This is a genomic window from Phyllobacterium phragmitis, assembly GCF_002980495.1.
Classification (GTDB): domain Bacteria; phylum Pseudomonadota; class Alphaproteobacteria; order Rhizobiales; family Rhizobiaceae; genus Paramesorhizobium; species Paramesorhizobium phragmitis.
Map to the genome: position 1 here is coordinate 73514 of NZ_PVBR01000009.1, position 24678 is coordinate 98191.

Sequence of the window (24678 nt, forward strand, 5' to 3'; positions counted from 1 at the left end):
TCAGCGGGATACCGCATGGCATGTCCGTTAGTTGGCGCGTTTGAAGTCCCGACACTTTGCTAGCGCCAGGTGTCGCAGGTTTGCGACACCTGGCGTATGCGATCGTCTCCAGCTAGGCTGACGGAACAAGTGCCAGCGGCGATAGTTTCCTCTAGAACGCCGCATCCGGCGGCGCTGCTTCTCGGGAGGAAGATATGAACAAGGTAGAGTTTTCTCGCACGGCGAAGGTTCCCTTCGCCAAGCGTTACGACAATTTCATCGGCGGCAAATGGGTCGCACCCAAATCGGGAAGATATTTCGAGAACATCTCGCCTGTGACGGGCCGGCCGCTTGGCGAAGTCGCCCGCTCGGATGCAGCCGATGTCGAGGCGGCGCTCGATGCCGCCCATGCGGCCAGGCAAGCTTGGGGCCGCACCAGCGCCGCCGAGCGCGCTCTTATGCTCAACCGGATCGCCGACCGCATGGAAGAAAATCTCGATCTTCTGGCGCTTGCCGAAACCTGGGACAATGGCAAGCCGATCCGCGAGACGACCGCCGCCGACCTGCCGCTCGCCATCGATCACTTCCGTTATTTCGCGGGCGCCATACGCAGCCAGGAGGGCGGCATATCCGAGATCGACCACGATACGGTCGCCTATCATTTCCATGAACCTTTGGGCGTCGTCGGCCAGATCATCCCGTGGAACTTTCCGCTGCTGATGGCCTGCTGGAAGCTCGCCCCGGCGCTCGCCGCCGGCAATTGCGTCGTCCTCAAGCCGGCCGAACAGACGCCTGCGACGATCATGCTCTGGGCCGACCTGATCGGCGATCTGTTGCCCGCAGGCGTGCTCAACATCGTCAATGGTTTCGGTCTGGAAGCGGGCAAGCCGCTTGCCTCATCGCCGCGCATCGCCAAGATCGCCTTCACCGGCGAGACGACGACCGGCCGGCTGATCATGCAATATGCCAGCCAGAACCTGATCCCCGTCACGCTCGAACTGGGTGGCAAGTCCCCCAACATCTTCTTTAGGGATGTGACCGCCGAGGATGACGACTTCTTCGACAAGGCGATCGAGGGCTTCGTCATGTTCGCGCTCAATCAGGGCGAAGTATGCACCTGCCCGAGCCGTGCGCTGATCCACGAGGATATCTATGATGTGTTCATGGAGAAGGCGCTGAAACGCGTCGAGGCGATCGTTCAGGGCGATCCCCTCGATCCCGCGACCATGATCGGCGCCCAGGCGTCGTCCGAGCAGTTGGAGAAGATCCTCTCCTATATCGATATCGGCCGTCAGGAGGGGGCTGAGGTTCTAACCGGCGGCGCGCGCAATGAGCTGCCGGGCGACCTGGCCGGCGGATATTACGTCAAGCCGACAGTGTTCAAGGGACACAACAAGATGCGTGTCTTCCAGGAAGAGATTTTCGGACCGGTGGTTTCGGTCACGACCTTCAGGGATGATGACGAGGCGCTGTCGATCGCCAACGATACGCTTTACGGCCTTGGAGCGGGCATCTGGAGCCGCGATGCAAACCGCTGCTACCGCTTTGGCCGCGCCATTCAGGCGGGCCGTGTCTGGACCAACTGCTATCACGCCTATCCGGCACACGCGGCATTCGGCGGCTATAAGCAGTCCGGCATCGGACGTGAAAATCACAAGATGATGCTCGACCATTATCAGAACACCAAAAACATGCTGGTCAGCTACAGCCCGAAGAAACTTGGTTTCTTCTGAGCCCGGCAAGGCTTCAAGACGGCGCGGTGCCTACCGCGCTGTCCTGATTCAGCGAGGATCGCATGAACGACAAGGTTTCAGCCACGCCGACCGCATTGCAACTGCTCGAGGAGATTGTCGCGGACCACGGCCCCGTCCTATTTCACCAGTCCGGTGGCTGTTGCGATGGTTCATCGCCGATGTGCTATCCGCAAGGTGACTTCATCGTCGGCGACAATGACGTGCTGCTCGGGCATATAGGCGGTGCGCCGGTCTATATCAGCGCCTCTCAATACGAGGCGTGGAAGCATACCGATCTCATCATCGACGTGGTGCCCGGACGCGGTGGCATGTTCTCGCTCGACAATGGCCGCGAAAAGCGATTCCTGACACGGTCAAAGGTCTGCGCTGTCCGATAAGCGGTCTGCTTTCCGCTAGGCAGAATTTCCGCATCGCTCTATTTTGCGGTAGAAACCGTGAAGAAACCTGGGTGCTACTGCCATGACGAAAACCGACCTCGCCGACATCTACCGAGATTATATTGGCTGCCTGAACAAACAGGACTGGCCGAATTTGGGGCAGTTCGTTCATGAAGCCGTTCATTACAACGGGGAGCGGATCGGGCTGTCAGGCTATCGCGAGATGCTGGAGGGAGATTTTCGTGCGATTCCAGACCTCTATTTTGACATCCATCTGCTGATCTCCGAGCCACCTCGTGTAGCGAGCCGCCTGCGCTTCGACTGCACGCCAAAAGGAATTCTGTTCGGCTTCCAGGTAAACGGAAAAAGAGTCTCGTTTACCGAAAACGTATTCTATGAGTTTCGAGACGAGCGGATTGAAAAAGTATGGTCGGTCATAGACAAGGCCGCTATCGAAGCCCAGCTTTAGCGAATATTCAGCGCGAGAAGGCATCGATCTCCTTGATCAGATCGAGCGGGCCGGTCAGCGCCGTTCGTGGATGAACGAGCTCGGGCGGGATCAGATGGATTTCGATCGCAGGGCGGGCTTCCTCCATGATCTCAAACGCTTTGGCAAGCATTCGCTCGACGTCCTGCCTGATCATGAGGACGGGGAAGGGGAGGAATGAACCGAAGGGATCATAATCGTAGCAGCCGACGACGATATCCGCGAAAGCTTCGTGTGGATGTTGTGCCAGGAAACGCAAAAGGCCTTCGAAATTGATCGAGGAGTTGATGAAAAGTCCGCGTGGCAGTCTTTTCTCGCGCGCATAAAATGTCTCGAACGCCTTCTGCGACATGTCGGGTGAATAGCCCGTCGGCTGGATGCACTTATCCGGGTCGGCGCCGAACATCTCTGTCTTGATATCCCGGAAGCCCCTTATGCGCTCGTGGCTGGCGTGGTCATTGCGCCCGCCGAACAGATAGATTTCGTCAGGTTTCAGGATGCCGGTCCCACCGAGACGATGAATGATCGCTTCCGTCAGCATCCGCGCGCCTTTGTAATTATCGCTGATGACCGAAGGCGCCTTCGTTCCGGGCAAGTCGATATTGATGTGCCGGATGCCGGCGGCTTCGCACAGCGCGTGGATGCCGTCAGGGTCGGTGGCCCCGGCAACGAACAGCTCGTCGATCGAATAGGAGATCAGTGTTTCGACTGTCGTTCGTTCCTCCCGCGGGTCGCGGCAGGCGCTGACGACAACAGGACATTTTCCATGGCTGCGCACCTCCGCTTCGAATGTCTGTGCCATGGAGGAGAAATAGCGGCTGTCATGTACCGGCAGCAGCAGGCCGACCAGGCCGGAGCGGGAATTGCGAAGCCCTCTTGCCTGCAGATTGGCAGTGTAGCGATGTTGCTCGGCGAGTTTTTGAATGAGTTCGGCCGTGCTTTCCTTGATGCGGCGCTTTCGCCAGGTGCCGTTCAAAACCGCGCTGACGGTGGAGGGCGAACATCCCGATAGAACCGAAAGATCGTAGATCGTCGCCTTCTTCTTGCCCTGATAATCCATGCCCCTGCCTCCTCGAAATCCTTATCGCCAATCCGCTCTTGACGAAAGTTTAATTCTAACTGATATTGATTGCACCATCGATTGTGCAAAGGCGAAAAATCGATTGTGCACAGCATGGTACCGCTTGAGGAGGCGGTGAATTGGAGGATGCGAACCCGCGTCAGTTCGATCGAATCCGGGAGACCGCCACGGGCGGCCTCGCTGTTTCATGCGCGGAGACGTTTTGGAGGAGGAATAGATATGAAAAAGCTTCTGGTTGCCGTGCTTGTCGCGTCGCTATCGCTCAGTGCCTCGCTTGCGGCACTTGCCGCGGATGCCGGCAAGGTCGGCGTCGTTGTCAAGATAGGCGGCATTCCCTGGTTCAATGCCATGGAAGCCGGCATCAAGGAACGTGGCGAAAAGCTCGGTGTCGACGCTTTCATGGTCGGCCCGACCAGCGCCGATCCGGCGCTTCAGGTCCGCGCGATCGAGGATCTCATCGCCCAGGGTGTCAAGGTGATCGGCGTCGTGCCGAACGATGCCAAGGTGCTCGAGCCGGTGCTGACCAAGGCCAAGCAACAGGGCATCATCGTCATCACCCATGAATCGCCGGGCCAGAAGGGTGCTGACTGGGACTTCGAACTGGCCTCGTCCACCGGCTTCGGTGAGGCTCATGCCAAGCTCCTGGCCGAGAAGATGGGCGGCTCGGGCGAATATGCGGTCTTTGTCGGCTCGCTGACCGTTCCGCTGCACAATGCCTGGGCTGACGCGGCCATCGCTTATCTGAAGGAAAACCATCCTGACATGACGCTGGTCGGCGATCGCTACGGCGTGGCCGAAGATGCCGACAAGAGCCGCAGCACGGCACTCGATCTGATCTCGGCCAATCCCGATCTCAAGGGCTTTCTCGCCTTCGGCAGCCAGGGTCCGATTGGCGCCGGCCGTGCGATCGAGGAGCGGCGCAAGATCGGCAAGATCTTCGTCCTCGGTCCTTTCTCGCCGGGCCAGGGTCAGAAACTGCTGATGAACGACGCCATCTCCGGCGGCTTTATGTGGAATCCGAAACAGGCCGGCGAAGTCTTCGTCACGCTTGCCGACAAGCTGATGAAGGGCGAAGAGCTGAAAGATGGTGATGAGATCGAAGGTCTGGGCAAGATCAAGCCCGATTTCGAGAACCGCAACATCATTGTCGATCAACTCGTGCCGATCAACAAGGACACGGTCGCCGATCTCGCGGCCATGGGGCTCTGACCATCAGAGCATCCTCCCCGCCGCCGGGCTGGCTTCGGCCGGCCCGGCAGTGCCCCTGATCTCATCGCCCGATTTCATAGGTTGCCGTTAATGAGCGAGCTGGCGAGACCGAAGAGCGGCCAAAAACCACTGCTTTCCCTGCGCAATATCAACATGACCTTCGGCGGCATCAAGGCGCTGAAGAATGTCAGTTTCGATGTCCTGCCCGGCGAGGTGCATTGTCTCGCGGGTGAAAACGGGTCCGGCAAGAGTACCCTGATCAAGATCGTCACCGGCGTGTATCGGCCGGAGCCAGGCGCCTCCATCGACTATGACGGACAGACCTATTCGCATATGTCGCCGGTGACGGCACAGGCTGCCGGTATCAAGGTCATCTGGCAGGATCTTGCGCTGTTTCCCGAAATGTCGGTGGCGGAAAACATCGCCTTCCAGACCGTGCTCGGCCGCTGGCCCCGCTTCGTCAATTACGCACGCATGCGCGAAACGGCGATCAGGGCGCTGGCGCGGCTGGGTGTGAGCCTCGATGTCGATCTGCCTTTGAAGGAATACCCGATTTCCCAGCGTCAGATCGTGGCGATCGCCCGGGCCCTTGTCGGCGAAGCAAAGCTCGTTTTCATGGACGAGCCGACCGCATCGCTGACCCAATCGGAAACCGACCACCTGCTCGACATCGTCCGAACCCTGTCGGCATCCGGCGTCGCTGTGGTGTTCGTCAGTCATCGCCTGGCTGAGGTGCTCGACATATCAAGCCGGCTAACTGTGTTGAGGGACGGTGCGCTCGTCGGCGTTTATCCGGCCACCGGCATGACCCAGTCGCGGATCACCGAATTGATGACCGGCAAGACCTTCGATCATGAAACCCGCGCGCGCGATGTCAGTGCCAATCCGGCCATGCTGGAGGTCGAAAAGTTCTCACGGCCCGGGCTGTTCGAGGATATCTCCTTCACTGTACGGCGCGGCGAGACGCTGGGCATCACCGGCCTGCTTGGCGCCGGGCGCACGGAACTGGCGCTTTCGCTGTTCGGCATGCTGAAACCACGCTCCGGCACGATAAAGATCGACGGAAAACCGGTGCGTTTTTCCTCCAATCGCGACGCCATAGCGGCAGGTGTCGCCTATCTCTCGGAAGACCGGCTGTCGCTCGGTCTCATTCAGCCGCAATCGATCGCCGACAATCTGGTGATCGCGTCGCTCGACCGGATCACCTCCGGCGGGTTGCTTTCCGATGACCGAAAACGCGCGCTCGTCGCCCGATGGATTGCCGATCTCGGCATCCGGATCGGACGGCAAGGCGATGCGGTCTCCACCCTTTCCGGCGGCAATCAGCAACGGATCGCCATCGCCAAATGGCTGGCGACGGATCCAAAGCTGCTCATCCTGGACGCACCGACGGTCGGCGTCGATGTCGGCGCTCGCGCAGGCATCTTCGACATCATCGCGAAACTGGCCGATAGCGGCCTGGCGATCATCCTGATCTCCGATGAAGTGCCGGAAGTCTATTTCCATGCCGACCGTGTGCTGCACATGGCTGAAGGGCGGATCGTCAACCGATTTACGCCACGCGATTGCACGCTGCAGGATATCGAGGCGGCCGTCTATGCATAGAATGATCCAGTCTCATGCGACGGAATTTGCGCTGCTTGCGGTGATCATCGTCATCAGCCTGGTCTTGTCTCTCTCCACCGACAGCTTCTTTACGCCCGGAAACGCCTTCGATCTGCTGAATTCCAGCTCCGTCAACATCATCTTCGCCGTCGGCCTGCTGGTCGTGCTGATCGCGGGCGGCATAGACATCTCGTTCGCGGTCGCCGCCTCGGTCGTGCAATATGTGACGGCGATCCTGCTTGGATGGATCGGTGGCGGCGGATGGCTCAGCGGGCTCTTGATCGCCGGCGGGGCAGGGGTGCTTCTCGGCGCCTTCAATGCCTTCCTGATCCACAAATTCCGGATCATCTCCATCGTCGCGACCATCGCCACCTTCAACATCTATTTCGGTCTTCTGATGTTCTTCACGCGCGGCGTCTCGATCTACAATCTGCCGGAGTGGCTGACCGACCGGGTGATACTCTACGAGCGCGAGATGACCGACGGGAGCTGGATCGAGATCACCCTGCCGGTGCTCGTCATGATCATCTGCGTCGTCGCCACCTGGATATTCATCACCCGGACGACGACCGGCCGCCAGCTCTATGCCTTTGGAGACAATCCCGAAGGGGCGCGCCGCTTCGGCATCAATATTGGCGCGATGCAATTCATCGCCTTTGGCTGGCTCGGCCTGATGGCGGGTATCGGCGGATTGATCCAGGCACATTACGCGCAGGAAGTGGTGCCGAACGCACTTTATGGTCGCGAGCTGGATGTGCTTGCCGCCGTGGTTCTCGGCGGCGCGCGGCTCGGTGGCGGGAAGGGCTCCGTGTTCGGCTGTGTGCTCGGCGTCCTGCTGATCTCGATCACCCAGAATGGCCTCAATCTCGCCGGCGTTTCACCCTTCGCCTTCAGGATGATCATCGGCGCCATCATCCTGGCCGCCATCACCCTGTCGAATACGAGGCTGGAAAAACTCTTGCCTTTCATGCGTCAGGAAGGAGGCCGCGGATGATCGCGTTTTTCAATCGCGCAAGGGCACTTATGGGACCGGAGATGGCCGGACCGGGCTTTGCCCTCCTCGCTGTCGTCGTGTTCTTCAGCCTGGCTTCGCCGCAATTCCTCAGCCGCGCCACCTTCGGGTCGGTCGCCTTTCAACTGCCGGAACTGGGATTGCTCACGCTTGCCATGCTCTTGCCGATCCTGACCGGTGGGCTGAACCTTGCCATCACCTTCACCGCCAATATCGCCGGGCTGACGGCGGCCTGGGTTCTCAAGAGCAATGGCGGCGTGGATGCCGGGCCTGTCGCCTTTTTCATCGCTTGCCTGCTTGCAATCGGCGTTGGCGCGGCAAGCGGTCTGGTTATGGGTCTCGTCATTGCCTATACGCGCGCCCATCCGATCCTCGTATCGCTGTCGATGATGATTTTTCTGCGTGGGCTTGGCGAATTCCTGACGCGCGGCGGAGACATTTCCGGCTTTCCGACCTTCATCCAGCCCATAGGCCACGGCAGCATTCTGGGGCTCCCGATCCCGCTGCTGATCTTCATCATCTGCGTTTTGATCTGGCACGTGCTGCTGACGCGGATGAAGCTCGGCTTCAACACCTACATGATCGGCTCGAACATCGAGGCAACACGTTATTCCGGCATCAACACGCGCAAGGTACAGGTGCTGGTCTACACGCTTTCCGGCGCCATGTGCGCGATTGCCGGCATCATCATGATGGCGCGGTTCAACTCGGTGCGCGTCGGCCACGGTGAATCCTATCTGCTGATTACCGTGCTCGCCTGCTTCCTTGGAGGCGTCAATCCGTTCGGCGGTTTCGGCCGGGTCATCCCTGTCTTCGTCGCTCTCGTCGTCCTGCAGCTTCTGTCTTCCGGCCTCAACCTCATGGGCGCCAACCAGCATCTGGCAACGGCGGTCTGGGGCATTCTCCTCATCGCCGTGATGATCCTGCGCTATGCGGCAGGGCACCTCAAATTTCTCCAACGAATAAAAGGATAGAACCATGGAAGGCTTTGGCGTTCACACCAGCATGTGGACCATGAACTGGGATCGCGCCGGCGCTGAAAAGGCGATAGCGGCGGCGGTCGGATATGAGATGGATTTCATCGAAATCGCTCTTCTCAACGCACCCGCCGTCGACGCCGCACATACGCGCGCGCTTCTTGAAAAACACAAGCTGCGCGCCGTCTGCTCGCTCGGTCTGCCCGAGCGCGCCTGGGCGTCGGTACGTCCGGATGCGGCCATCGAATATCTGAAAATCGCCATCGACAAGACGGCGGAAATGGGTGCCGAGGCGCTGTCGGGCGTCATTTTCGGTGGCATTGGCGAGCGCACGGGCGTTCCGCCGACCGAGGGCGAATATGACAACATTGCCCGCGTGCTGCAGGCTGCCGCAAAGCACGCCAAGCCGCTTGGCATCGAACTCGGCATCGAGGCGGTGAACCGCTATGAAAACCACCTGATCAACACCGCTGGCCAGGCGGTGGACATGATCGAACGCGTTGGCGCCGACAATGTCTTTGTCCATCTCGACACCTATCACATGAACATCGAGGAAAAAGGTGCCGCCAACGGCATTCTCGATGCCCGTAACCACCTCAAATACATCCACCTTTCAGAAAGCGACCGTGGTACGCCGGGCTACGGCAATTGCCCATGGGACGCAATTTATGCCGCGCTCGCGGCCATCGGCTTCAAGGGGGGGCTTGCCATGGAGAGCTTCATCAACATGCCGCCGGAAGTCTCCTATGGTCTCGCCGTCTGGCGGCCGGTTGCCAGGGACGAGGAAGAGGTCATGGGCAATGGTCTGCCGTTCCTGCGCAACAAGGCGCTGCAATACGGCCTGATCTGATCCATTGTCGCTGGCCAGATAAGCTGCTTTTTCTGGTCAGTATCTTGGATTTGCTCTTGGCATGCGTACGGGGGCTTGCACGCCTTGGGGTCCGTGCGCGCTGTAGCGACGCCTCGGGACTGAGGGCAAGGCCGGCTCCATTTGTGCCAACCACCGCTGCGTCACCGGCTGGGATGCAGATGGCGGCGCGAAGAGACGCCTGAGTGATCTCTCGAATGTCTTGGCCGTCGCTAAGCCTGCCACCCGTAACGCTTGTCGAGCTTCGAGAGCTGGCTCGTGAAGCCTTCCCGCTGCATCTTCGTGAAGTTGTCGTCATGCATCGGGGACAGGGTAACGACCATGCGCACGCGCCCGTCGGGGACGGGGAAGAATTCGACCATCATGGTGCTGTCATAGGGTTTCACGCCCGGCAGAAAATCGATGACATGTGTGAGGACCAGCCGTTCGTGCGGCTTGAACTCGGTGAATGTGCCGCGCGTTTCATGCGACGGAGGCTGGCCCATCTCCTTCATCGCCGCGACCATTTCAGGCGTATCGGCAACCATGTCGTAGTGCAACGCACCGCCCAGGCGCGCCTCAAGCGTGTGCACGTCGGCGCGAAAATCCTGCGGCCCCCACCATGACGCGAAACCGTCCTTCGTGGTCCACAGGTCCCACAATTCCTCCACCTGAGCCTTGTACGTGCGTTCGATGACGATGTTCGCCTTGGTTCTGTCGGTCATGTTTCAGCGCTCCTTGCTACGTGTTTTTACGTTTTTGCCGGACACCCTGTGACCATTCCTCCATGGCTTGAGGAACTGATCGCCGGATTGGTATTTACGGGTCGGTGAAGCTCTCGAACCGTCCATCATGTGGCGAGGCTTACCATGTTCTTGCACTTGCGACAGGCAGCGTCACCTCATCCTTGACCGTCTCCATCACCACATAGGTGTGGGTCTGGAGCACTCCGGGTAATTTGGAAATGACCTCTCCCAATATTTTTCTGTAAGCGTCGATATCCTTGCTTCTGACCTTCAGGAGATAGTCAAAGCCGCCCGCAACCATGTGGCATGACTGGATTTCAGGGGCGCGAACGACTGCCGTGTTGAACGCTTCGAGATCATCGGCCGTCGTGCCCTTCAACTGCACCTGGACCATCACGATATGGCCGGCATTCACGACCATCGGGTTGAGCTTTGCGAAATAGCCGCAAATGACGCCGGTTTTCTCCAGCCGCCTCAACCGTTCCGCGCACGGCGTCTTGGTCAGATGCACTCGCCGGGACAATTCAACGACCGAGATCCTGCCGTCTTTCTGGATCTCCTCCAGGATGCGCAGATCCGTCAAATCCAGACCGCCTGCCGCCATGTTATTTTCCTTCCAAATAACGGATCAATAGGAAATCTAACTGCCTTCCGGCTTATTTTGGAGCCAAAGTCTACTTTAAGACTGCTATTATCCAGATGGAAAGGAAAATGCCGTGCGGCATCGGACTTTCGAGGGTCAACGATGGGAGAAAACGATGACAGCCACCAAACGGGCTCTGCCGAGCCTTCCTCTGGCGCTCACGCCGGTGATATTGACACTCCTGGTATTGGCGTTGCAGCTTTTCTATTTCGGGGACTTCACACCCCACGTACCGCTGGCGATCGGGCTGGCGATCACCGGCCTCGTGGGGCTGAAGCTCGGCTTTAAGTGGATCGACATCGAAAAAGGTGTGTTCCACGTCATCCATGTCTCGTTGCCGTCGGTTTCCGTCCTGATCACCGTTGGCATGATCATTGGCGTCTGGATCGCCAGCGGCACCGTTCCCACGCTCATCTATTACGGTCTCGTCATGCTCTCCCCGCAAATCTTCCTGGCCGCGGCGATGATATTGTGTTCGGTGGTCTCCCTGTCGCTCGGCACTTCCTGGGGCACCGTTGGAACGGTTGGACTGGCGCTCATGGGAATCGGCGCTGGCTTCGGCATCCCGGTTTACTGGACGGCCGGCGCGGTCGTTTCCGGCGCCTTTTTCGGCGACAAGATCTCGCCGCTGTCGGACACCACCAATCTGGCGCCCGCCGTCACCGGCACCAATGTGTTCTCCCATATCAAGAACATGATGCCGACAACGATCCCCGCGATGCTGATCGCACTCGCGATCTATCTTGCCGCCGGTTACGCGGTGATCGAGACCGGAAACGTCTCCTTCGCCAGGATCGACAGCATTACCGCCGCGCTTCAGGCGAATTTCTACATTTCACCCCTGCTGCTCCTGCCTGCGTTGCTGGTCATCATTCTGGCCATCAAGAAGATGCCGCCGATCCCTTCGCTGTTCGCCGGCGTCGTCGCCGGCGGCCTGACCGCCATGCTGGCGCAGGGCTCGGGACTGCACGACATCTTCGGCTATGCCAATAGCGGCTACTCGATCAAGTCGGGTGTCGCGGAAATAGACAGCTTGCTCAACCGCGGCGGCATTCAGTCGATGATGTGGACCATCTCGCTCGTCCTTATCGCGCTTGGTTTTGGCGGTGCATTGGAGAGGACCGGCTGCCTGGAAACGATCATCAACACGATCATCGCCAGGGTTCGCACCTTCGCCGGCATCCAGACGGCCGCGATCGGAACATCCATGGCCACCAACCTCGTCGCCGGCGATCCCTATCTCTCGATCGCCCTGCCGGGGCGCATGTATGCGCCGGTCTATCGGGGCATGGGCTATTCGACACTCAACCTTTCGCGCGCGATTGAAGAGGGGGGCACGTTGATATCCCCACTGATCCCCTGGAACGCCGGTGGCGCGTTCGTCATAAGCGCGCTTGCTCTTGGTGTGGCAGACGGGAACCTGCAAAACCTGCTCTACATTCCTCTGGCCTTCGCTTGCTGGCTGTCGCCGGTGTTCGGGGTGATCTATGCCAATATAGGGGTCTTTTCACCGCGGGCGACTGAAGAAGAAAGGCGGGAATGGAAAGAGAGCGGAGAGGCTGTCGCAGATCTGGGCGCACAGGGCTGGAATGTCGAAGAGGCCGAAGCCGCTCGTCCAGTGGCCACCGCCTGACCTGCTCTTTCCACCTACATGCCCCTGCCGGTCGGGCGGGGGCATCGTTCGTCCCGATTCCCACAATCTTGCCGGATTGCGTGCGGGAATAACGCAATGAAGGCGAATTCAACCGCCTTTCCGATCCAGCTGAATTTATTGGCCGATTGTACGCTGGCTTCTCTCGGCTCCCTCCGTGGGCGAAGACCGGCTTGCGAGAAGCTCCGCGCATGTCAGGAAATGGCGGGACGATGCCTAGCAGTGATTGCCGTACCCTGCATGATTGTCTCCCATCGGCAGAGATTTGTGGCAAGCGCAATCCGGTCGCAGGCAATATCCAAACTTGAAATCACCCATTGACTGTCGTTCATTGAGTATTTTGTAATTATATTAAATTTTTTACTTATATGATATGAGCATTTCTATGATTTATCTGGCGATCGACAGCATGGAGCCGATATTGTGAGCAACATCATTCACGCCTTATTTTTGACCTATGCGGCGCTGTTTCCTATCGTCAACCCTCTCGGGGGCGCCCTGATCTTTCTGAACGTGACGAACAATTGCTCGCAGCAGATGCGCCACAGGCTGGCGTGGCGCGTTGCCGTCGGCGGCTTTCTCGTGCTCGCATGCTCTCTGTTCAGCGGGTCCTATATCCTGGGGTTTTTCGGCATCAGCCTTCCGGCCGTGCGGATCGCCGGGGGCTTGGTGATTGCCGCCATGGGCTGGAAGATGCTCAACAGCAGCGACAGTCCGGTGGAGGCAAGTCCGGCGAGCGTCAAGTCCGACGAGGGAGCCCTCGACCTGGCCTTCTATCCCCTGACCATGCCGCTCACTTTCGGGCCGGGCGCGATCGCCACGGCCATCACGATCGGCAGCCAGCAACCCGACCTCCTGACTGACTTCGATCGGGCTGCGGTCCATGATGTCGCCGTGATCATTGGGCTTCTGGCGATCTGTGCGACGGTTTATCTCGCCTACCGTTATGCGGACGAACTGAAAAGAGTGCTTGGAAAGAACGGCACCAGCGTGCTGGTGCGCCTGTCGGCGTTCATTGTTCTGTGCATCGGAATCCAGATCATCTGGTTCGGCATCGCCGATCTCGTTCAGTCGCTTTCGCATTGAGGGCTGCTGGCATAGCCCATGCTTCAGGGCCTTTACCCCGGCCTGGACAGCCGTGTCCTCGCTATTTGAACGACGGCCTTAGGACAAGCATGATCAGGGCCAACGGCACGGTGACGACATTGCTCAGTACAGCGCCGACAAGCACGACGGGATGCCCTCTGAAAAATGATCCCTGTTGAAGCATGGCCTTGATCAGGCTTTTGCCCGGATCGATCCGGAACTGCCCAGACGGCATTTCTCAGGCGCTTTCGCGCTCGATCATTTCAAAGCCGACATCCACGCGCCTTGTCTCCGCGGGTTTCCCCGCGATACGCGCGAGCAATGCTTCGGCGGCCCGGCGTCCAAGCGATAGGCGGTCTACCCTGATCGTCGAAAGGGAAGGGAATGTGTGGGCGGCAAAGTCCTGATCGCTGAAGCCGATGACTGCTATTTCACCTGGAATTGTCAGGCCGCGCGCCTGCGCTTCGATCATCACCCCATGTGCGAGAAGATCGGAACTGCAGGATATCACGCCATTGGAGAACCCGTTCTCCAGCAATTGCTTCAACCCGTCGCGCCCGTTGGCGATCGATGCCGGCGTGTCGAAACTGACGACCGGCGGGCTGGGATAGCCCAGAGACGTCAACTCAGCAGCAAAGGCATCCTTGCGCCTGAGTGCTCGCATATCCCCGGCTGTGATCACGGCCGCGCGCGTATAGCCTTTTTTCTGCACATAGCGTGCCACCGCACGGCCTGCCTCCCAATGGGAAAAGCCGACGCATACGTCGATCGGCGTTTCGGATTCGTCCCAGACTTCGACAACGGGCAGTCCGCTGCCGAGCAGCATGCGGCGGCATTCCGATGAGTGGTGAACACCTGTCAGCAACATGCCTTCGGGCTGCCGGCTGAGCAGGCTCTGGACCATGATTTGTTCGTCATCCGGTGAGAAGCCGGTTTCCGCCAGAATGACCTGATAGCCGGCGAGACGTGTTGCTTCGATGAATGGTCGCAGAAAGCTGCTGTAGGTCAGGTTGGTGATCGACGGGATAAGAGCGGCGATGATGCCGCTGCGCCGTGATGCAAGCGCGCCCGCGACAAGGTTGGGCACGTAGCCCGTCGCCCGGATCGCCTCCTGGATACGTGCCAGCGTTTCGGGCGCGACCTTGTCGGGATGGTTCAGGGCCCGAGAAACGCTGACCTGCGAAACACCGGCAAGCCGCGCGACCATCTCCATCGTGATGGAATTTGATTTCTGGGTGCCGGTGGCCGGAGCACCGTGCTGCTGCTGCGGTCGTCGCACTGCTGTCTACTTCCAACACATGGCAGGGAAGGTCATCTGCAAGTTGTGCCGACCCCGCCAATTCTTCTGGCACGAACCGCAGCTTCCCCGCAATAGCCAGCCGTCTGCAGGCGCCATGTCATGTCTCGTCATTGTGGCGTCCGGCAGCCATGGACATCCAGATGGACAGGCCGATGGAGGCTGCGATCAAAAGCCAAAGGACGCCGGCGATCCAGCTTTTGGTGAAAAAGATCGAAACCGTACCGAAGGATTCCAGGCTTTTCACGAAATATATCTCCGCCGACGGGCCGAGGATAAAGCCGATGATGAATGGCGCGATTTCAAGCCCGATAAGGTAAGCCAGATATCCGAACAGACCGAAAATCAGCAATGTCCAGACATCGAACATGATGCCGTAATTAATAGTGTAGGAGCCGACGACGCACATCATCAAGATGATCGGCAGCAATATGTATTTCGGCACCGTGACGATTTTGGCGATGTGACGGATCGCGAAATACATGATCGCGAACATGAAGATGTTCGCAAAAAGCATTGCGACGATCATGGAATTCCAGATCTCGAGATTGCCGCTGATGAAGAGCGGCCCGACCTGGATGCCCTGAAGCGTGAAGGCGCCGATCAGGATCGCGGTGGTGCTGTCACCGGGTATGCCTAAGGAAAGCAGCGGGACCAGCGCTCCACCGGTGAGGCCGTTGTTCGAGGCTTCCGAGGCAACGATGCCTGTGGGGTGGCCCTTGCCGAATTCCTTCGGGGTCTTGGAAAAGGTTTTGGCCTGGCTGTAGGACATGATCGAGGCGGCGCTGCCGCCCACCCCGGGAAGCAGGCCAATGAAGGTTCCGATCGACGCTGAACGGAAGAGATTGCTCCATTCACCACGGAAGATGGACAGGCGAAATTTCTTGCCGTGGCCGAGCGCGATTTTCGCAGCTCCTTCGTTCTCTGGCACGCCGCCCGCAGCTTCGATCAGAATGCTGGAGAGGCCGAAAACACCGATCAACACCGGCAGTAGGGAAAAGCCGCCGCTGAGATAAGGCTCCATGAAACCGAACATCAGCCGATATTCGCCGTTGCCTCCCACGGAGACGTCATAGGCGCCGATCAGGCTGACGAGGATGCCGAGTACGCCACTGAAAATACCGATCAACATGCTGCTGCTCAGTGCCGCCATGACGGTAAGCGCGAGAAATATGATCAGGAATTTTTCGACATAGGAAAACTGGATGGCGAAATCCGCCAGGGCGGGTGCGAAAAGGTAAAGGACGATCAGGCTGAACAGGCCACCGAACAGCGATGCGAAGATCGCGATCTTCAGCGCCGATTCGCCCTCACCGCGCTGGGTCATGGGATAGCCGTCGAAGGTGGTCGCGATCGAGGAAGGGGTGCCCGGGATATTGAGCAGGATCGCCGGCACGAGTCCGCCGGATATACCCCCGACATAAAGGCCGAGAAGCAGGGCAAGCCCGTTTTCCAATCCCAATGAATAGGTCAGAGGCAGACACACCGCCACGGCCATCGTCGCGGTCATGCCGGGGACGGCGCCGAAGATGATTCCGATCACCGTGCCCGAAAAGATCAGGACCAGGAAAAGCGGCGTTATCATCGAAAGGAAATCCATGACATTTGTCCAATGCGATTGTCAGGGCAGGGTCAGATTGAAGACCGTTGAAAGCAGGTACCAGACCACTGTCGGAGCAATCGCAGCATTGATCGCGGCGATGACGATCTGCCTGCGGCTGCGCCGATGCAGGTAAAGCAGCGACATCAGGAACAGGAACGGTATCGAGGCGATCAGAAAGCCATAGCCTTCATTGGGAAAGAGATCACCAATCTGCGGCATTGCGAGGAAGTAGAGAACGGTCAGTGCGATCGTTCCGAAAAAGCGGAGCTGATCGATGCCTGCCGGCCAGTAGGGGCCTGTGGTGAAGGCGCCCCATATTGTCCGCCAGCGCGTTGCCAGGATCGCCACCAGCAGGAGGCCAAGCAGGATCGAGACAAGCATCGGAAATACCAGATGCGATGTCGCGAAATCGATGGAAACGTTTGGAAATGACGCGAGATTCATGGGAATCCTGCCGGTAATTTGCATGAAACCGCCCTTGGCTGCACAAAGAGTGCGGCTACTGACGTATGAAAGCGGGCGCCGGAGATGGACCGGCGCCCTGAAGCGGCTACTGACGGATCGCTTCGATCACTTTCTTGTAGTCATCGCGCTTTTTCTCGAGATAGGCCGCAGCCTCCGTGGACGGCAGGAAATGCGGCACGAAGAAAGCGTCTTTCATCGACGTCCCGATCGCGCCTTCGGCATAGATTTCCTTCAGTCCTGCATCGACCGCAGCAATGATGGCCGGGTCGATCTCCTTGTTGTAGAGAATGAAGAAATCCTTGTCGAAGGTGAAGTCCGTCTTGCCATCCAGCGTCACGCTGGCCTTGGGCGTGGCATACTCCATGAGGGCCTCGCGGCTGGTCTCGCCCAAGCCCTTCTCGTTGACCTGTTCCAGCGTTTCATGTGCGGCGGTCAACCAGATGAAGCGCATGGCTTTCTGGTCGTCCTCGGGTAAGCGGGTATATTGCTCGTTGGACTGGACCGAGCCATTGATCACATCGGCCTGACCATCGAACAAAAGCTGGTCCTTGTCGGCCTGAGACCCGGTATTGACCGGAACGATATTGGCCTCGCTGCCGGGGCTCTTGATTTTGGCCGCGTTCTTCAGCGCTGAAAATCCGATTTCGGATACACCGCCCGGCTGGATGGCGACGCGGATGCGCGTGCCCTTGGCTGCAGCTTCGAGGATGTCGGACATTGAATTATAGGGCGATTTTTTCGGCACGAGATAGGCATTGCCGGGATTGACCGTCAGGGTAGGGCCGATCTTGTAGGTGGCGAAGATATCCTCATAGCCTTTGACGCCGTACAAATGCCCGAGATAGGACTGGTCGTGATGGATCATGATCGTCGTGCCGCGCGTGTCGCGCGCAATGGCTTTGAACGCCTCGGTCGGGCCGACGGCATCCACCTTGGCGTTTATTCCAAAATGTTTTGACATGGCGTCGGCAACAAAGGATGCCGCCTGATAGGTGTCGCCGCCGGTCGATGTCGAACCGATGACAACGCGAAGATTTTTCGGCAGTTCCTGCGCCACGCCGCCAGTGGCCGTCACAAGTGCGAGGCCGGCTGCGAGGCCGAGCTTGGTAATTAATCGGGTCATGTTTCCCCTCCCAGGGTTCTTGGATTGAAGGCCCTACGGACCCGCTTCATCGGTCATGGCTGGGCTCCTCCCGGCTCGCTGAAAACGATGGCCATGTCGGACACATTCAAGAAGTCGGAATTTTGACTGACTTCAAAATGAATGCGCATACATATGCTCTCGCATGGGGCACCAAGACATGTCAAGCTGGGCAGTCGATATTTCCAACGGCAAATCTCGCTGCTGATGTGGCAGCTATTCCGTATCGTTTGTGTCTGTCAGGGCTAGCATGAAATAGCTTCCTCCTCGCCGTCATTCTCGGGCTTGTCCCGAGAATCTGCCGTGGCTAATCGGCCGGGGCCGTATTTGCCTCTCCTTTTTCTTATGGCAGATCCTCGGGACAAGCCCGAGGATGACGGCAGGACATGGGGCGTTGTCATGCCCAATGCCTCTCGAACCATGACAGCCTCTAGACAGGCTTGATCTTGTCAATGAATGCGCATACACAAATCGAAGCCGGTGAGGAAAATTGAGTTTCAAGCGAATAGGGAGGCGAGTTGGGATGAGTAAAACACAAGGGAGGAACCCCCGTGATCTGCGAAGCGCGCGCTGGTTTGCTCCTGATGATTTGCGCAGCTTCGGCCATCGTTCGCGCCTGATGCAAATGGGGCTTGGGCCGGGCGACTGGGAGGGCAAGCCGTTTATCGGCATCCTCAACACCTGGTCGGAACTCAATCCCTGCCATGCGCATTTCCGCCACCGGGCCGAGGATGTGAAGCGCGGCGTGCTGCAGGCAGGCGGCATTCCGTTTGAACTGCCCGTGATATCCGTCGACGAAAGCTTCACCAAGCCAACATCGATGCTCTATCGCAACATGCTGGCGATGGAGACGGAGGAGCAGATTCGCTCGCATCCGCTCGATGGCGTGGTGCTGATGGGCGGTTGCGACAAGAGCACGCCCGGCTTGGTGATGGGCGCTTTGTCGGCTGGCGTGCCGATGATCTATCTGCCGGCCGGCCCGATGTTGCGCGGCAATTATGCCGGCAAGATTCTCGGCTCCGGTTCGGATGCATGGAAATACTGGGACGAGCGGCGCGCGGGCAACATTACCGACGCGCAGTGGCATGGTATCGAGAGCGGAATCGCCCGCTCCTACGGCACCTGCATGACGATGGGAACGGCCTCGACCATGACGGCGATTGCCGAGGCGATGGGGCTTTGCCTTCCGGGCGCATCCTCCATTCCAGCCGCCGATTCGAACCACATCCGCATGTCGGCGGCCTGCGGGCGCCGTATCGTCGAAATGGTCTGGGAGGATTTGACGCCGGACAAGATCGTCACCGATGCCTCGATCCGCAATGCGGCCACGGTCGCCATGGCGACGGGCTGTTCGACCAATGCGGTGGTGCATCTGCTGGCGATGGCGCGGCGCGGCAAGGTGGCGCTCGATCTGGACGATCTCGATGCGCTGGGCCGTGTCACACCGCTCATCGCCAATGTCCGGCCGTCCGGCACCGACTATCTCATGGAAGACTTTTACTATGCCGGCGGTTTGCGTGCGCTGATGGCGCAGCTTGGCGACCGGCTGGAACTTGGCGCGATCACGGTGACGGGAAAGACGCTGGGTGAAACGCTGGACGGGGCAGAGGTCTTCAATGACGACGTGATCCGGCCCCTTTCGAACCCCGTCTATCACGAGGGCTCGCTTGCAGTGCTGCGTGGCAATCTGTGCCCCGATGGCGCCGTGATCAAGCCTGCCGCCTGCGACCAGCGTTTCCAGCTTCATGAAGGACCGGCACTGGTTTTCGACAGCTATGGGGAGATGAAAGCGGCGGTCGATGACGAAAATCTTGACGTCACACCGGACCATGTCATGGTTCTGAGGAACGCCGGTCCGCTGGGCGGTCCGGGCTTTCCCGAATGGGGAATGCTGCCGATCCCCAAGGCGTTGATCAGGCAAGGCCATCGCGACATGCTTCGGATATCGGACGCCAGAATGTCGGGTACGTCCTATGGTGCCTGCGTTCTTCATGTCGCGCCGGAATCCCACATCGGCGGCCCGCTCGCTTTGCTGCGAACCGGCGATATCGTGCGGCTCGACATTCCCAACCGGCGGCTCGATATGCTGGTGGACGAAGCCGAGCTTGAGGCGCGCCGTGCCGCGTGGGTTGCCCCGGAGGCTCCCTACAAGCGCGGCTATGGCTGGATGTTCGCCCGTCATGTCACTCAGGCCGACAAGGGCTGCGATTTCGATTTCCTCACCGCCGCCTTCGGCCCTTCCGCGGGCGAGCCGGATATCTACTGAGACGTTCAGGAGCACGATCAATGAACCCCGATACACATGCCAAGCTGATGACCGTCTCGACGGCCACCCTTTGCACCGCACTGTTCAAGCGCGGGCTTAGAAACCAGTTCATCCAGGATGTTCGTCCGGTGAAGCCGAAGGGACGCAACATGGTCGGTCCCGCTTTTACGCTGCGTTACATCCCCGCCCGCGAAGACCTAAATTCGCTAGAAGTCTTCCGCAATCCGGAGCATCCGCAACGCGCCGGTGTCGAGCAATGCCCGGCTGGTGCCGTCCTGGTGATGGACAGCCGCAAGGATGCGCGCGCGGCCTCGGCAGGCGGCATTCTCGTGACGCGGCTGATGGTGCGCGGCGTCGCCGGTGTTGTGACCGATGGCGGTTTCCGCGATAGCCCTGAAATCGCCGAAATGGCGATCCCCGCCTATCATTCGCGCCCGTCCGCGCCGACCAACCTTACCCTGCATCAGGCCATCGATCTCAACGTTCCGATCGGCTGCGGCGATGTTCCGGTTTTTCCGGGCGATATCGTCGTGGGTGACGATGAGGGGGTTATCGTGCTGCCAGCGCATCTGGCCGATGAACTTGCCGACGAGGCGGTGGAAATGACGGCCTATGAGGATTTCGTCATGGAGGAAGTGGGCAAGGGGCGCAGCATCATTGGCCTTTATCCCGCCACCAGCGACGAACCGAAGCAGGATTTCGCCAAATGGCGCGCCGCCAAAGGCCGCTGATCAGCCGAAACAATTGGGATGACGACCATGACGAAACTCACCGAAGCCCTTACCGGAATTTCCGGCATTCTGGTCACGCCATACGACCATGACGACCGGATCGCACCCGCGCTGCAAGGCGCAATCGTCGAGCGCGCCATTGCAGCCGGCGTCCACATATTGGTGGCCAATGGCAATACCGGCGAATTCTACGGATTGACCATGGATGAAGCCGAGCGGATGGTTCATTCCGCCGCCGAGCACATCAATGGCCGCATACCGCTTTTGGGCGGCGTAGGGCGCAGCATCCATGACGCCTGCCATCTGGCAAAGGTCTCGAAGGAAGCCGGCGCCGACGCTTTCATGGTGCATCAGCCGCCCGATCCGTTTTCCGCGCCGCGCGGCTTCGTCGAATATGTGCGCCGTGTCGCCGGCGCCGCCGATGGCCTGCCTTTGATGCTTTATTTGCGCAACGATGCGATCGGAACGAAGGCAATCGCCGAGCTCTGCGCAATCGAAGGCGTTGCGGGCGTCAAATGGGCGACGCCGAACGTGCTCAAGCTGGCCGAAGCCATCAATGCGACCGATCCGTCGATCATCTGGGTCGGCGGCCTTGCCGAGACTTGGGCGCCGCCGCTTTATGCCGTCGGCGCGCGCGGCTTCACCTCGGGCCTTATCAACGTCTGGCCGGAGCGGTCCATTGCCATTCACGCAGCGCTTGCGCGTGGTGATTACACTGCTGCGGCATCGCTGATCGCGGGCATGAAAGTGTTCGAGGATATCCGCGCCGAAGAACTGAACGGCACGAATGTGACCGGGGTGAAGGCCGCACTGAAGGCGCTCGGCCACGATTGCGGCCACGCGCGTCCGCCCTCGGCCTGGCCGCTTACGGCCGCACAGCAGAAACAGCTCGATACTTTCGTCACGGAACAGAAACTGCCGCGTTTTTGAACAGGGCGGGCAAGTTTAAATCATTGGCAAACAGAGGAGGAGATTGCCATGGGAATGACACGTCGGAATATTCTGTCCATCGGTGGCGCGGGGCTGGTCGCCGTCGCTGCTGGTAAAGCATGGGGGCAAAATCTGCGTTATCCGGATCCCGCAATAGAGATCCTGGATCCGAGCTTTGCCAAATATCGCATCTATGCAAGCACGGTGGAACAGCTCGCATCCGGAATGCGCTGGGCGGAGGGGCCCGCCTATTTTCCGGAAGAGCGTTATCTCCTCGTTTCCGATATTCCCAACAACCGGATCATGAAATACGATGAGGAGGATGGCACCTTCACCATCTTCCGCTCTCCGGCCAATTTCGCCAATGGTAATACCCGCGATAAGGAAGGCCGCCTGATCACCTGTGAGCATTCGGTGACGCGTCGCGTGGTGCGGACGGAAAAGGATGGCACGATCACGGTTCTGGCCGACGCGTACGAAGGCAAGCGGCTCAACGCGCCGAACGACGTGGTGGTCAAGTCGGACGGAACGATCTGGTTCACCGATCCGCTCTTCGGCATTAACGGCAATTACGAGGGCGAGCCTGCCAAGCCGGATCAGGCGACGACCAATGTCTACCGCATCGATGCCGATGGCAAACTTGCCGCCGTCATCACCGATCTCATCAATCCGAACGGACTTGCCTTCTCGCCGGATGAAAAGGAGCTCTATGTGGTGGAATGGAAGGGGACGCCCAATCGCAGCATCTGGAGCTATGACATTGCAGCCGATGGCGCGGTATCCAACAAGACGAAGCTGGTGAATGCCAGTGATTTCGGCGCGCTCGATGGGTTCAAAGTGGATCGCGACGGTAATCTGTGGTGCGGCTATGGCAGCAATGGCGCTCTCAGTGAGGAGCCTACCGAAATCGCAGGGCGCAAGGTATACGCGCTGAAGGGCAAGTCGGAAGACCTCGACGGTGTGATGGTCTTCAATCCTCAGGGCGACCCGATCGGCTTCATCCGCTTGCCGGAACGCTGCGGCAATCTGACCTTTGGCGGGCCGAAAGGCAACCGCCTTTATATGGCGAGCAGCCATTCGCTTTATGCGCTTTATGTCGAGACACAAGGCGCCGTGTGACGGAACTCAGTTAGCCGGTCGGCGTCATCGCTCCGGCTATATCCAGGCATGCAATATGGGTTGATTTTGGCTGGTCACCTCGCCCGTCGGTTCTGGCGGGCGAGGTCATGGATGTGTTGCTTGTACGGTTTCGATCTATTTTTGTAACGGCGTGTTGATTTGATGCACGATGGCTGCCTGATATTGTCAGCGCCATGATGCACTCGACGCCTGCGATGAAGATAGCTCTTACTACATCTCTGTGGGTCGCTCTTTTCTCGACGACCGCAACGGCGCAGGCCGTTCCGTCGGCCGAAGCGCCACGTCAGCCGTCGCTTACGGATATCGTCGAACGGGCGGAAGCTCTCGATCAACTGGAAACGCTGATCATCGCGCGCGATGGCGAAATCCTGGTCGAGAAAGGGTTTCGCGGTCATTCGACTGATGCGCCGACCAATATCAAATCGGCATCGAAATCCATCATTTCGGCCCTGGTCGGCATAGCCATCGACAAAGGGCTGATCGAGGGTACGGACCAGAAGATGACATCCCTGCTCAATGACCGGCTGCCGGAAAATGCCGATGCGCGCATTCACGACATCACCATCGGCAACCTGCTCTCGATGCAGGCCGGGCTCGGGCGCACCTCGGGAGCAAATTATGGGCGCTGGGTATCAAACAGCGATTGGGTCCGTGCGGCACTCGCGCAGCCTTTCGTCGGCGAGCCGGGTGGCGGCATGCTCTATTCCACCGGCAACACGCATCTCCTTTCGGCGATCCTGACGCGCGTGGGCAGGCGTTCCACGCTTGGACTGGCGCGGGAATGGCTGGCGCCGGTCAGGAATTTCGCCATCGCAGACTGGATGCGCGATCCGCAAGGCATCTATCTCGGCGGCAACCAGATGGCGATGAGCCCGAAATCCATGCTTGCGTTCGGCGAACTCTATCGCAATGGCGGCAAGGCCGGAGGCCAGCAAGTGATCTCGCAGGAGTGGATCGAGGCTTCGTGGCGCCCGCGTACACGTTCTGTCTTTCATGACGACCAGTACGGCTATGGATGGTTCATGGCCGATATGGCAGGCCACCGGGTAAATTACGCCTGGGGCCATGGCGGCCAGATGATCTATGTCGTGTCGAGCCTCGACCTCACAACTATCATGACGTCGGCCGAGGGGCAGGGGTCGGCGCGCAACGGACATCGCGACAATTTGCACGATCTGATGCGGGACATCATCACGGTGACGAAGGTGGAGACGGAGGGGCAAGGGTAGCCCTGGCACCAAACGGGTCGAGGCGACGTCGACGGTGGAGCGTTGTCGAAGTCGTAATAGAGGTTGGCGAGGCCGTTCTGGTGCGGAAATAGCGCGAGGTCTTGCCCGTCCTCGGGTCTAAAACAGCGCACCACCCACCGCTCTGATGCTTGATATCGCTCGATTGATATCCAGCCGTGATGTAAATGCATCGATGCACGTCATTGCAGATAGTCTATACAAGCCTATCCCTATATATTGCTGGCATTTCTTCTTGTAGGCGCAACCGATGCATTGGCTGCCGGGCCGGCGGGGCAGGGGTGGGGCCAGTCATCCTCCGAACGGTTTTACCAAGCGCCTCTTGTCGTCATATAGATCGCCGCAGGCTGTCTGGCAGCTTTTTTCATGATAAAACAGGGGTATTTCAATATAAATGAGAGGAA

General features: G+C 59.0%; 22 protein-coding genes. 15 read left to right on the plus strand and 7 right to left on the minus strand.

Going from position 1 to position 24678, the window contains the following annotated elements:
- Nucleotides 1–194: 194 nt before the first annotated feature.
- The 3 genes from adh to C5748_RS13885 all read left to right on the plus strand — a co-directional run bounded on the left by adh (nucleotide 195) and on the right by C5748_RS13885 (nucleotide 2579).
- Nucleotides 195–1712, plus strand: a complete 1518-nt coding sequence (gene adh, locus C5748_RS13875; RefSeq protein ID WP_105742528.1) for an aldehyde dehydrogenase — start codon at nucleotides 195–197, stop codon at nucleotides 1710–1712.
- Between the two features lie 62 nt (nucleotides 1713–1774).
- Nucleotides 1775–2110, plus strand: coding sequence for a DUF779 domain-containing protein (locus C5748_RS13880; RefSeq protein ID WP_105742529.1), 336 nt, complete (start codon nucleotides 1775–1777; stop codon nucleotides 2108–2110).
- Between the two features lie 82 nt (nucleotides 2111–2192).
- Nucleotides 2193–2579, plus strand: coding sequence for an ester cyclase (locus tag C5748_RS13885; RefSeq protein ID WP_105742530.1), 387 nt, complete (start codon nucleotides 2193–2195; stop codon nucleotides 2577–2579).
- Between the two features lie 7 nt (nucleotides 2580–2586).
- Here C5748_RS13885 and C5748_RS13890 read toward each other — a convergent pair whose 3' ends face one another.
- On the minus strand, nucleotides 2587–3657 hold the full coding sequence (locus tag C5748_RS13890; RefSeq protein WP_105742531.1) for a LacI family DNA-binding transcriptional regulator: 1071 nt from the start codon (nucleotides 3655–3657) through the stop codon (nucleotides 2587–2589).
- Nucleotides 3658–3897: 240 nt separating this feature from the next.
- Between C5748_RS13890 and C5748_RS13895 the strand changes: the two genes are divergently transcribed.
- The 5 genes from C5748_RS13895 (at nucleotide 3898) to C5748_RS13915 (ending at nucleotide 9331) form a co-directional block, all read left to right on the plus strand.
- Nucleotides 3898–4887 carry an autoinducer 2 ABC transporter substrate-binding protein gene (locus tag C5748_RS13895; protein WP_105742532.1) on the plus strand — a complete coding sequence of 330 codons (990 nt, stop codon included), beginning with the start codon at nucleotides 3898–3900 and terminating at the stop codon, nucleotides 4885–4887.
- A gap of 90 nt (nucleotides 4888–4977) precedes the next feature.
- Nucleotides 4978–6492, plus strand: coding sequence for a sugar ABC transporter ATP-binding protein (locus C5748_RS13900; protein ID WP_105742533.1), 1515 nt, complete (start codon nucleotides 4978–4980; stop codon nucleotides 6490–6492).
- Nucleotides 6485–7486: an ABC transporter permease gene (locus C5748_RS13905; protein ID WP_105742534.1), complete on the plus strand. Its 1002-nt coding sequence runs from the start codon at nucleotides 6485–6487 to the stop codon at nucleotides 7484–7486. The genes C5748_RS13900 and C5748_RS13905 overlap by 8 nt, the downstream gene beginning before the upstream one ends.
- Complete coding sequence (locus C5748_RS13910) at nucleotides 7483–8478, plus strand: ABC transporter permease (RefSeq protein WP_105742535.1); 996 nt, start codon at nucleotides 7483–7485, stop codon at nucleotides 8476–8478. Before C5748_RS13905 ends, C5748_RS13910 begins: the two co-directional genes overlap by 4 nt.
- 4 nt (nucleotides 8479–8482) lie before the next feature.
- The gene (locus C5748_RS13915; protein WP_105742536.1) at nucleotides 8483–9331 is read left to right on the plus strand and encodes a sugar phosphate isomerase/epimerase family protein; all 849 of its coding nucleotides are present in this window, start codon (nucleotides 8483–8485) and stop codon (nucleotides 9329–9331) included.
- A gap of 230 nt (nucleotides 9332–9561) precedes the next feature.
- On the opposite strand, the gene C5748_RS13925 is transcribed toward C5748_RS13915, so the two are convergent.
- Together C5748_RS13925 and C5748_RS13930 are read right to left on the minus strand one after the other, a co-directional pair.
- Nucleotides 9562–10053: an SRPBCC family protein gene (locus tag C5748_RS13925; RefSeq protein ID WP_105742538.1), complete on the minus strand. Its 492-nt coding sequence runs from the start codon at nucleotides 10051–10053 to the stop codon at nucleotides 9562–9564.
- 139 nt (nucleotides 10054–10192) lie between these two features.
- The gene (locus C5748_RS13930; RefSeq protein WP_105742539.1) at nucleotides 10193–10678 is read right to left on the minus strand and encodes an Lrp/AsnC ligand binding domain-containing protein; all 486 of its coding nucleotides are present in this window, start codon (nucleotides 10676–10678) and stop codon (nucleotides 10193–10195) included.
- A gap of 154 nt (nucleotides 10679–10832) precedes the next feature.
- Between C5748_RS13930 and nhaC the strand changes: the two genes are divergently transcribed.
- Both nhaC and C5748_RS13940 read left to right on the plus strand, forming a co-directional pair.
- The gene (nhaC, locus tag C5748_RS13935) at nucleotides 10833–12350 is read left to right on the plus strand and encodes a Na+/H+ antiporter NhaC (RefSeq protein WP_105742540.1); all 1518 of its coding nucleotides are present in this window, start codon (nucleotides 10833–10835) and stop codon (nucleotides 12348–12350) included.
- A 441-nt stretch (nucleotides 12351–12791) separates the two neighbouring features.
- A complete protein-coding gene (locus C5748_RS13940; protein ID WP_245429106.1) occupies nucleotides 12792–13454 on the plus strand; it encodes a MarC family protein in 663 nt (220 codons plus the stop codon).
- Between the two features lie 238 nt (nucleotides 13455–13692).
- Here the strand turns inward: C5748_RS13940 and C5748_RS13945 are convergent, their stop codons facing one another.
- The 4 genes from C5748_RS13945 to C5748_RS13960 all read right to left on the minus strand — a co-directional run bounded on the left by C5748_RS13945 (nucleotide 13693) and on the right by C5748_RS13960 (nucleotide 17942).
- Nucleotides 13693–14733: a LacI family DNA-binding transcriptional regulator gene (locus C5748_RS13945; protein WP_245429110.1), complete on the minus strand. Its 1041-nt coding sequence runs from the start codon at nucleotides 14731–14733 to the stop codon at nucleotides 13693–13695.
- A gap of 118 nt (nucleotides 14734–14851) precedes the next feature.
- The gene (locus C5748_RS13950) at nucleotides 14852–16351 is read right to left on the minus strand and encodes a tripartite tricarboxylate transporter permease (RefSeq protein ID WP_105742542.1); all 1500 of its coding nucleotides are present in this window, start codon (nucleotides 16349–16351) and stop codon (nucleotides 14852–14854) included.
- A 21-nt stretch (nucleotides 16352–16372) separates the two neighbouring features.
- Entirely contained in the window at nucleotides 16373–16798 is a 426-nt protein-coding gene (locus C5748_RS13955; protein WP_158259859.1) for a tripartite tricarboxylate transporter TctB family protein, read from the minus strand.
- A 106-nt stretch (nucleotides 16799–16904) separates the two neighbouring features.
- Nucleotides 16905–17942 (minus strand): type 2 periplasmic-binding domain-containing protein, encoded by a 1038-nt coding sequence (locus C5748_RS13960; RefSeq protein WP_105742544.1) that lies wholly within the window; start codon nucleotides 17940–17942, stop codon nucleotides 16905–16907.
- A gap of 541 nt (nucleotides 17943–18483) precedes the next feature.
- Here C5748_RS13960 and araD point away from each other — a divergent pair.
- The 5 genes from araD to C5748_RS13985 all read left to right on the plus strand — a co-directional run bounded on the left by araD (nucleotide 18484) and on the right by C5748_RS13985 (nucleotide 24256).
- Nucleotides 18484–20226, plus strand: coding sequence for an L-arabinonate dehydratase (araD, locus tag C5748_RS13965; RefSeq protein WP_105742545.1), 1743 nt, complete (start codon nucleotides 18484–18486; stop codon nucleotides 20224–20226).
- Nucleotides 20227–20246: 20 nt separating this feature from the next.
- Nucleotides 20247–20957 carry a ribonuclease activity regulator RraA gene (locus C5748_RS13970; RefSeq protein ID WP_105742546.1) on the plus strand — a complete coding sequence of 237 codons (711 nt, stop codon included), beginning with the start codon at nucleotides 20247–20249 and terminating at the stop codon, nucleotides 20955–20957.
- A 27-nt stretch (nucleotides 20958–20984) separates the two neighbouring features.
- Nucleotides 20985–21887 carry a dihydrodipicolinate synthase family protein gene (locus C5748_RS13975; RefSeq protein ID WP_105742639.1) on the plus strand — a complete coding sequence of 301 codons (903 nt, stop codon included), beginning with the start codon at nucleotides 20985–20987 and terminating at the stop codon, nucleotides 21885–21887.
- Between the two features lie 48 nt (nucleotides 21888–21935).
- Nucleotides 21936–23006 (plus strand): SMP-30/gluconolactonase/LRE family protein, encoded by a 1071-nt coding sequence (locus tag C5748_RS13980; protein WP_105742547.1) that lies wholly within the window; start codon nucleotides 21936–21938, stop codon nucleotides 23004–23006.
- Nucleotides 23007–23221: 215 nt separating this feature from the next.
- The gene (locus C5748_RS13985; RefSeq protein WP_105742640.1) at nucleotides 23222–24256 is read left to right on the plus strand and encodes a serine hydrolase domain-containing protein; all 1035 of its coding nucleotides are present in this window, start codon (nucleotides 23222–23224) and stop codon (nucleotides 24254–24256) included.
- The last annotated feature ends 422 nt before the right edge of the window (nucleotides 24257–24678 follow it).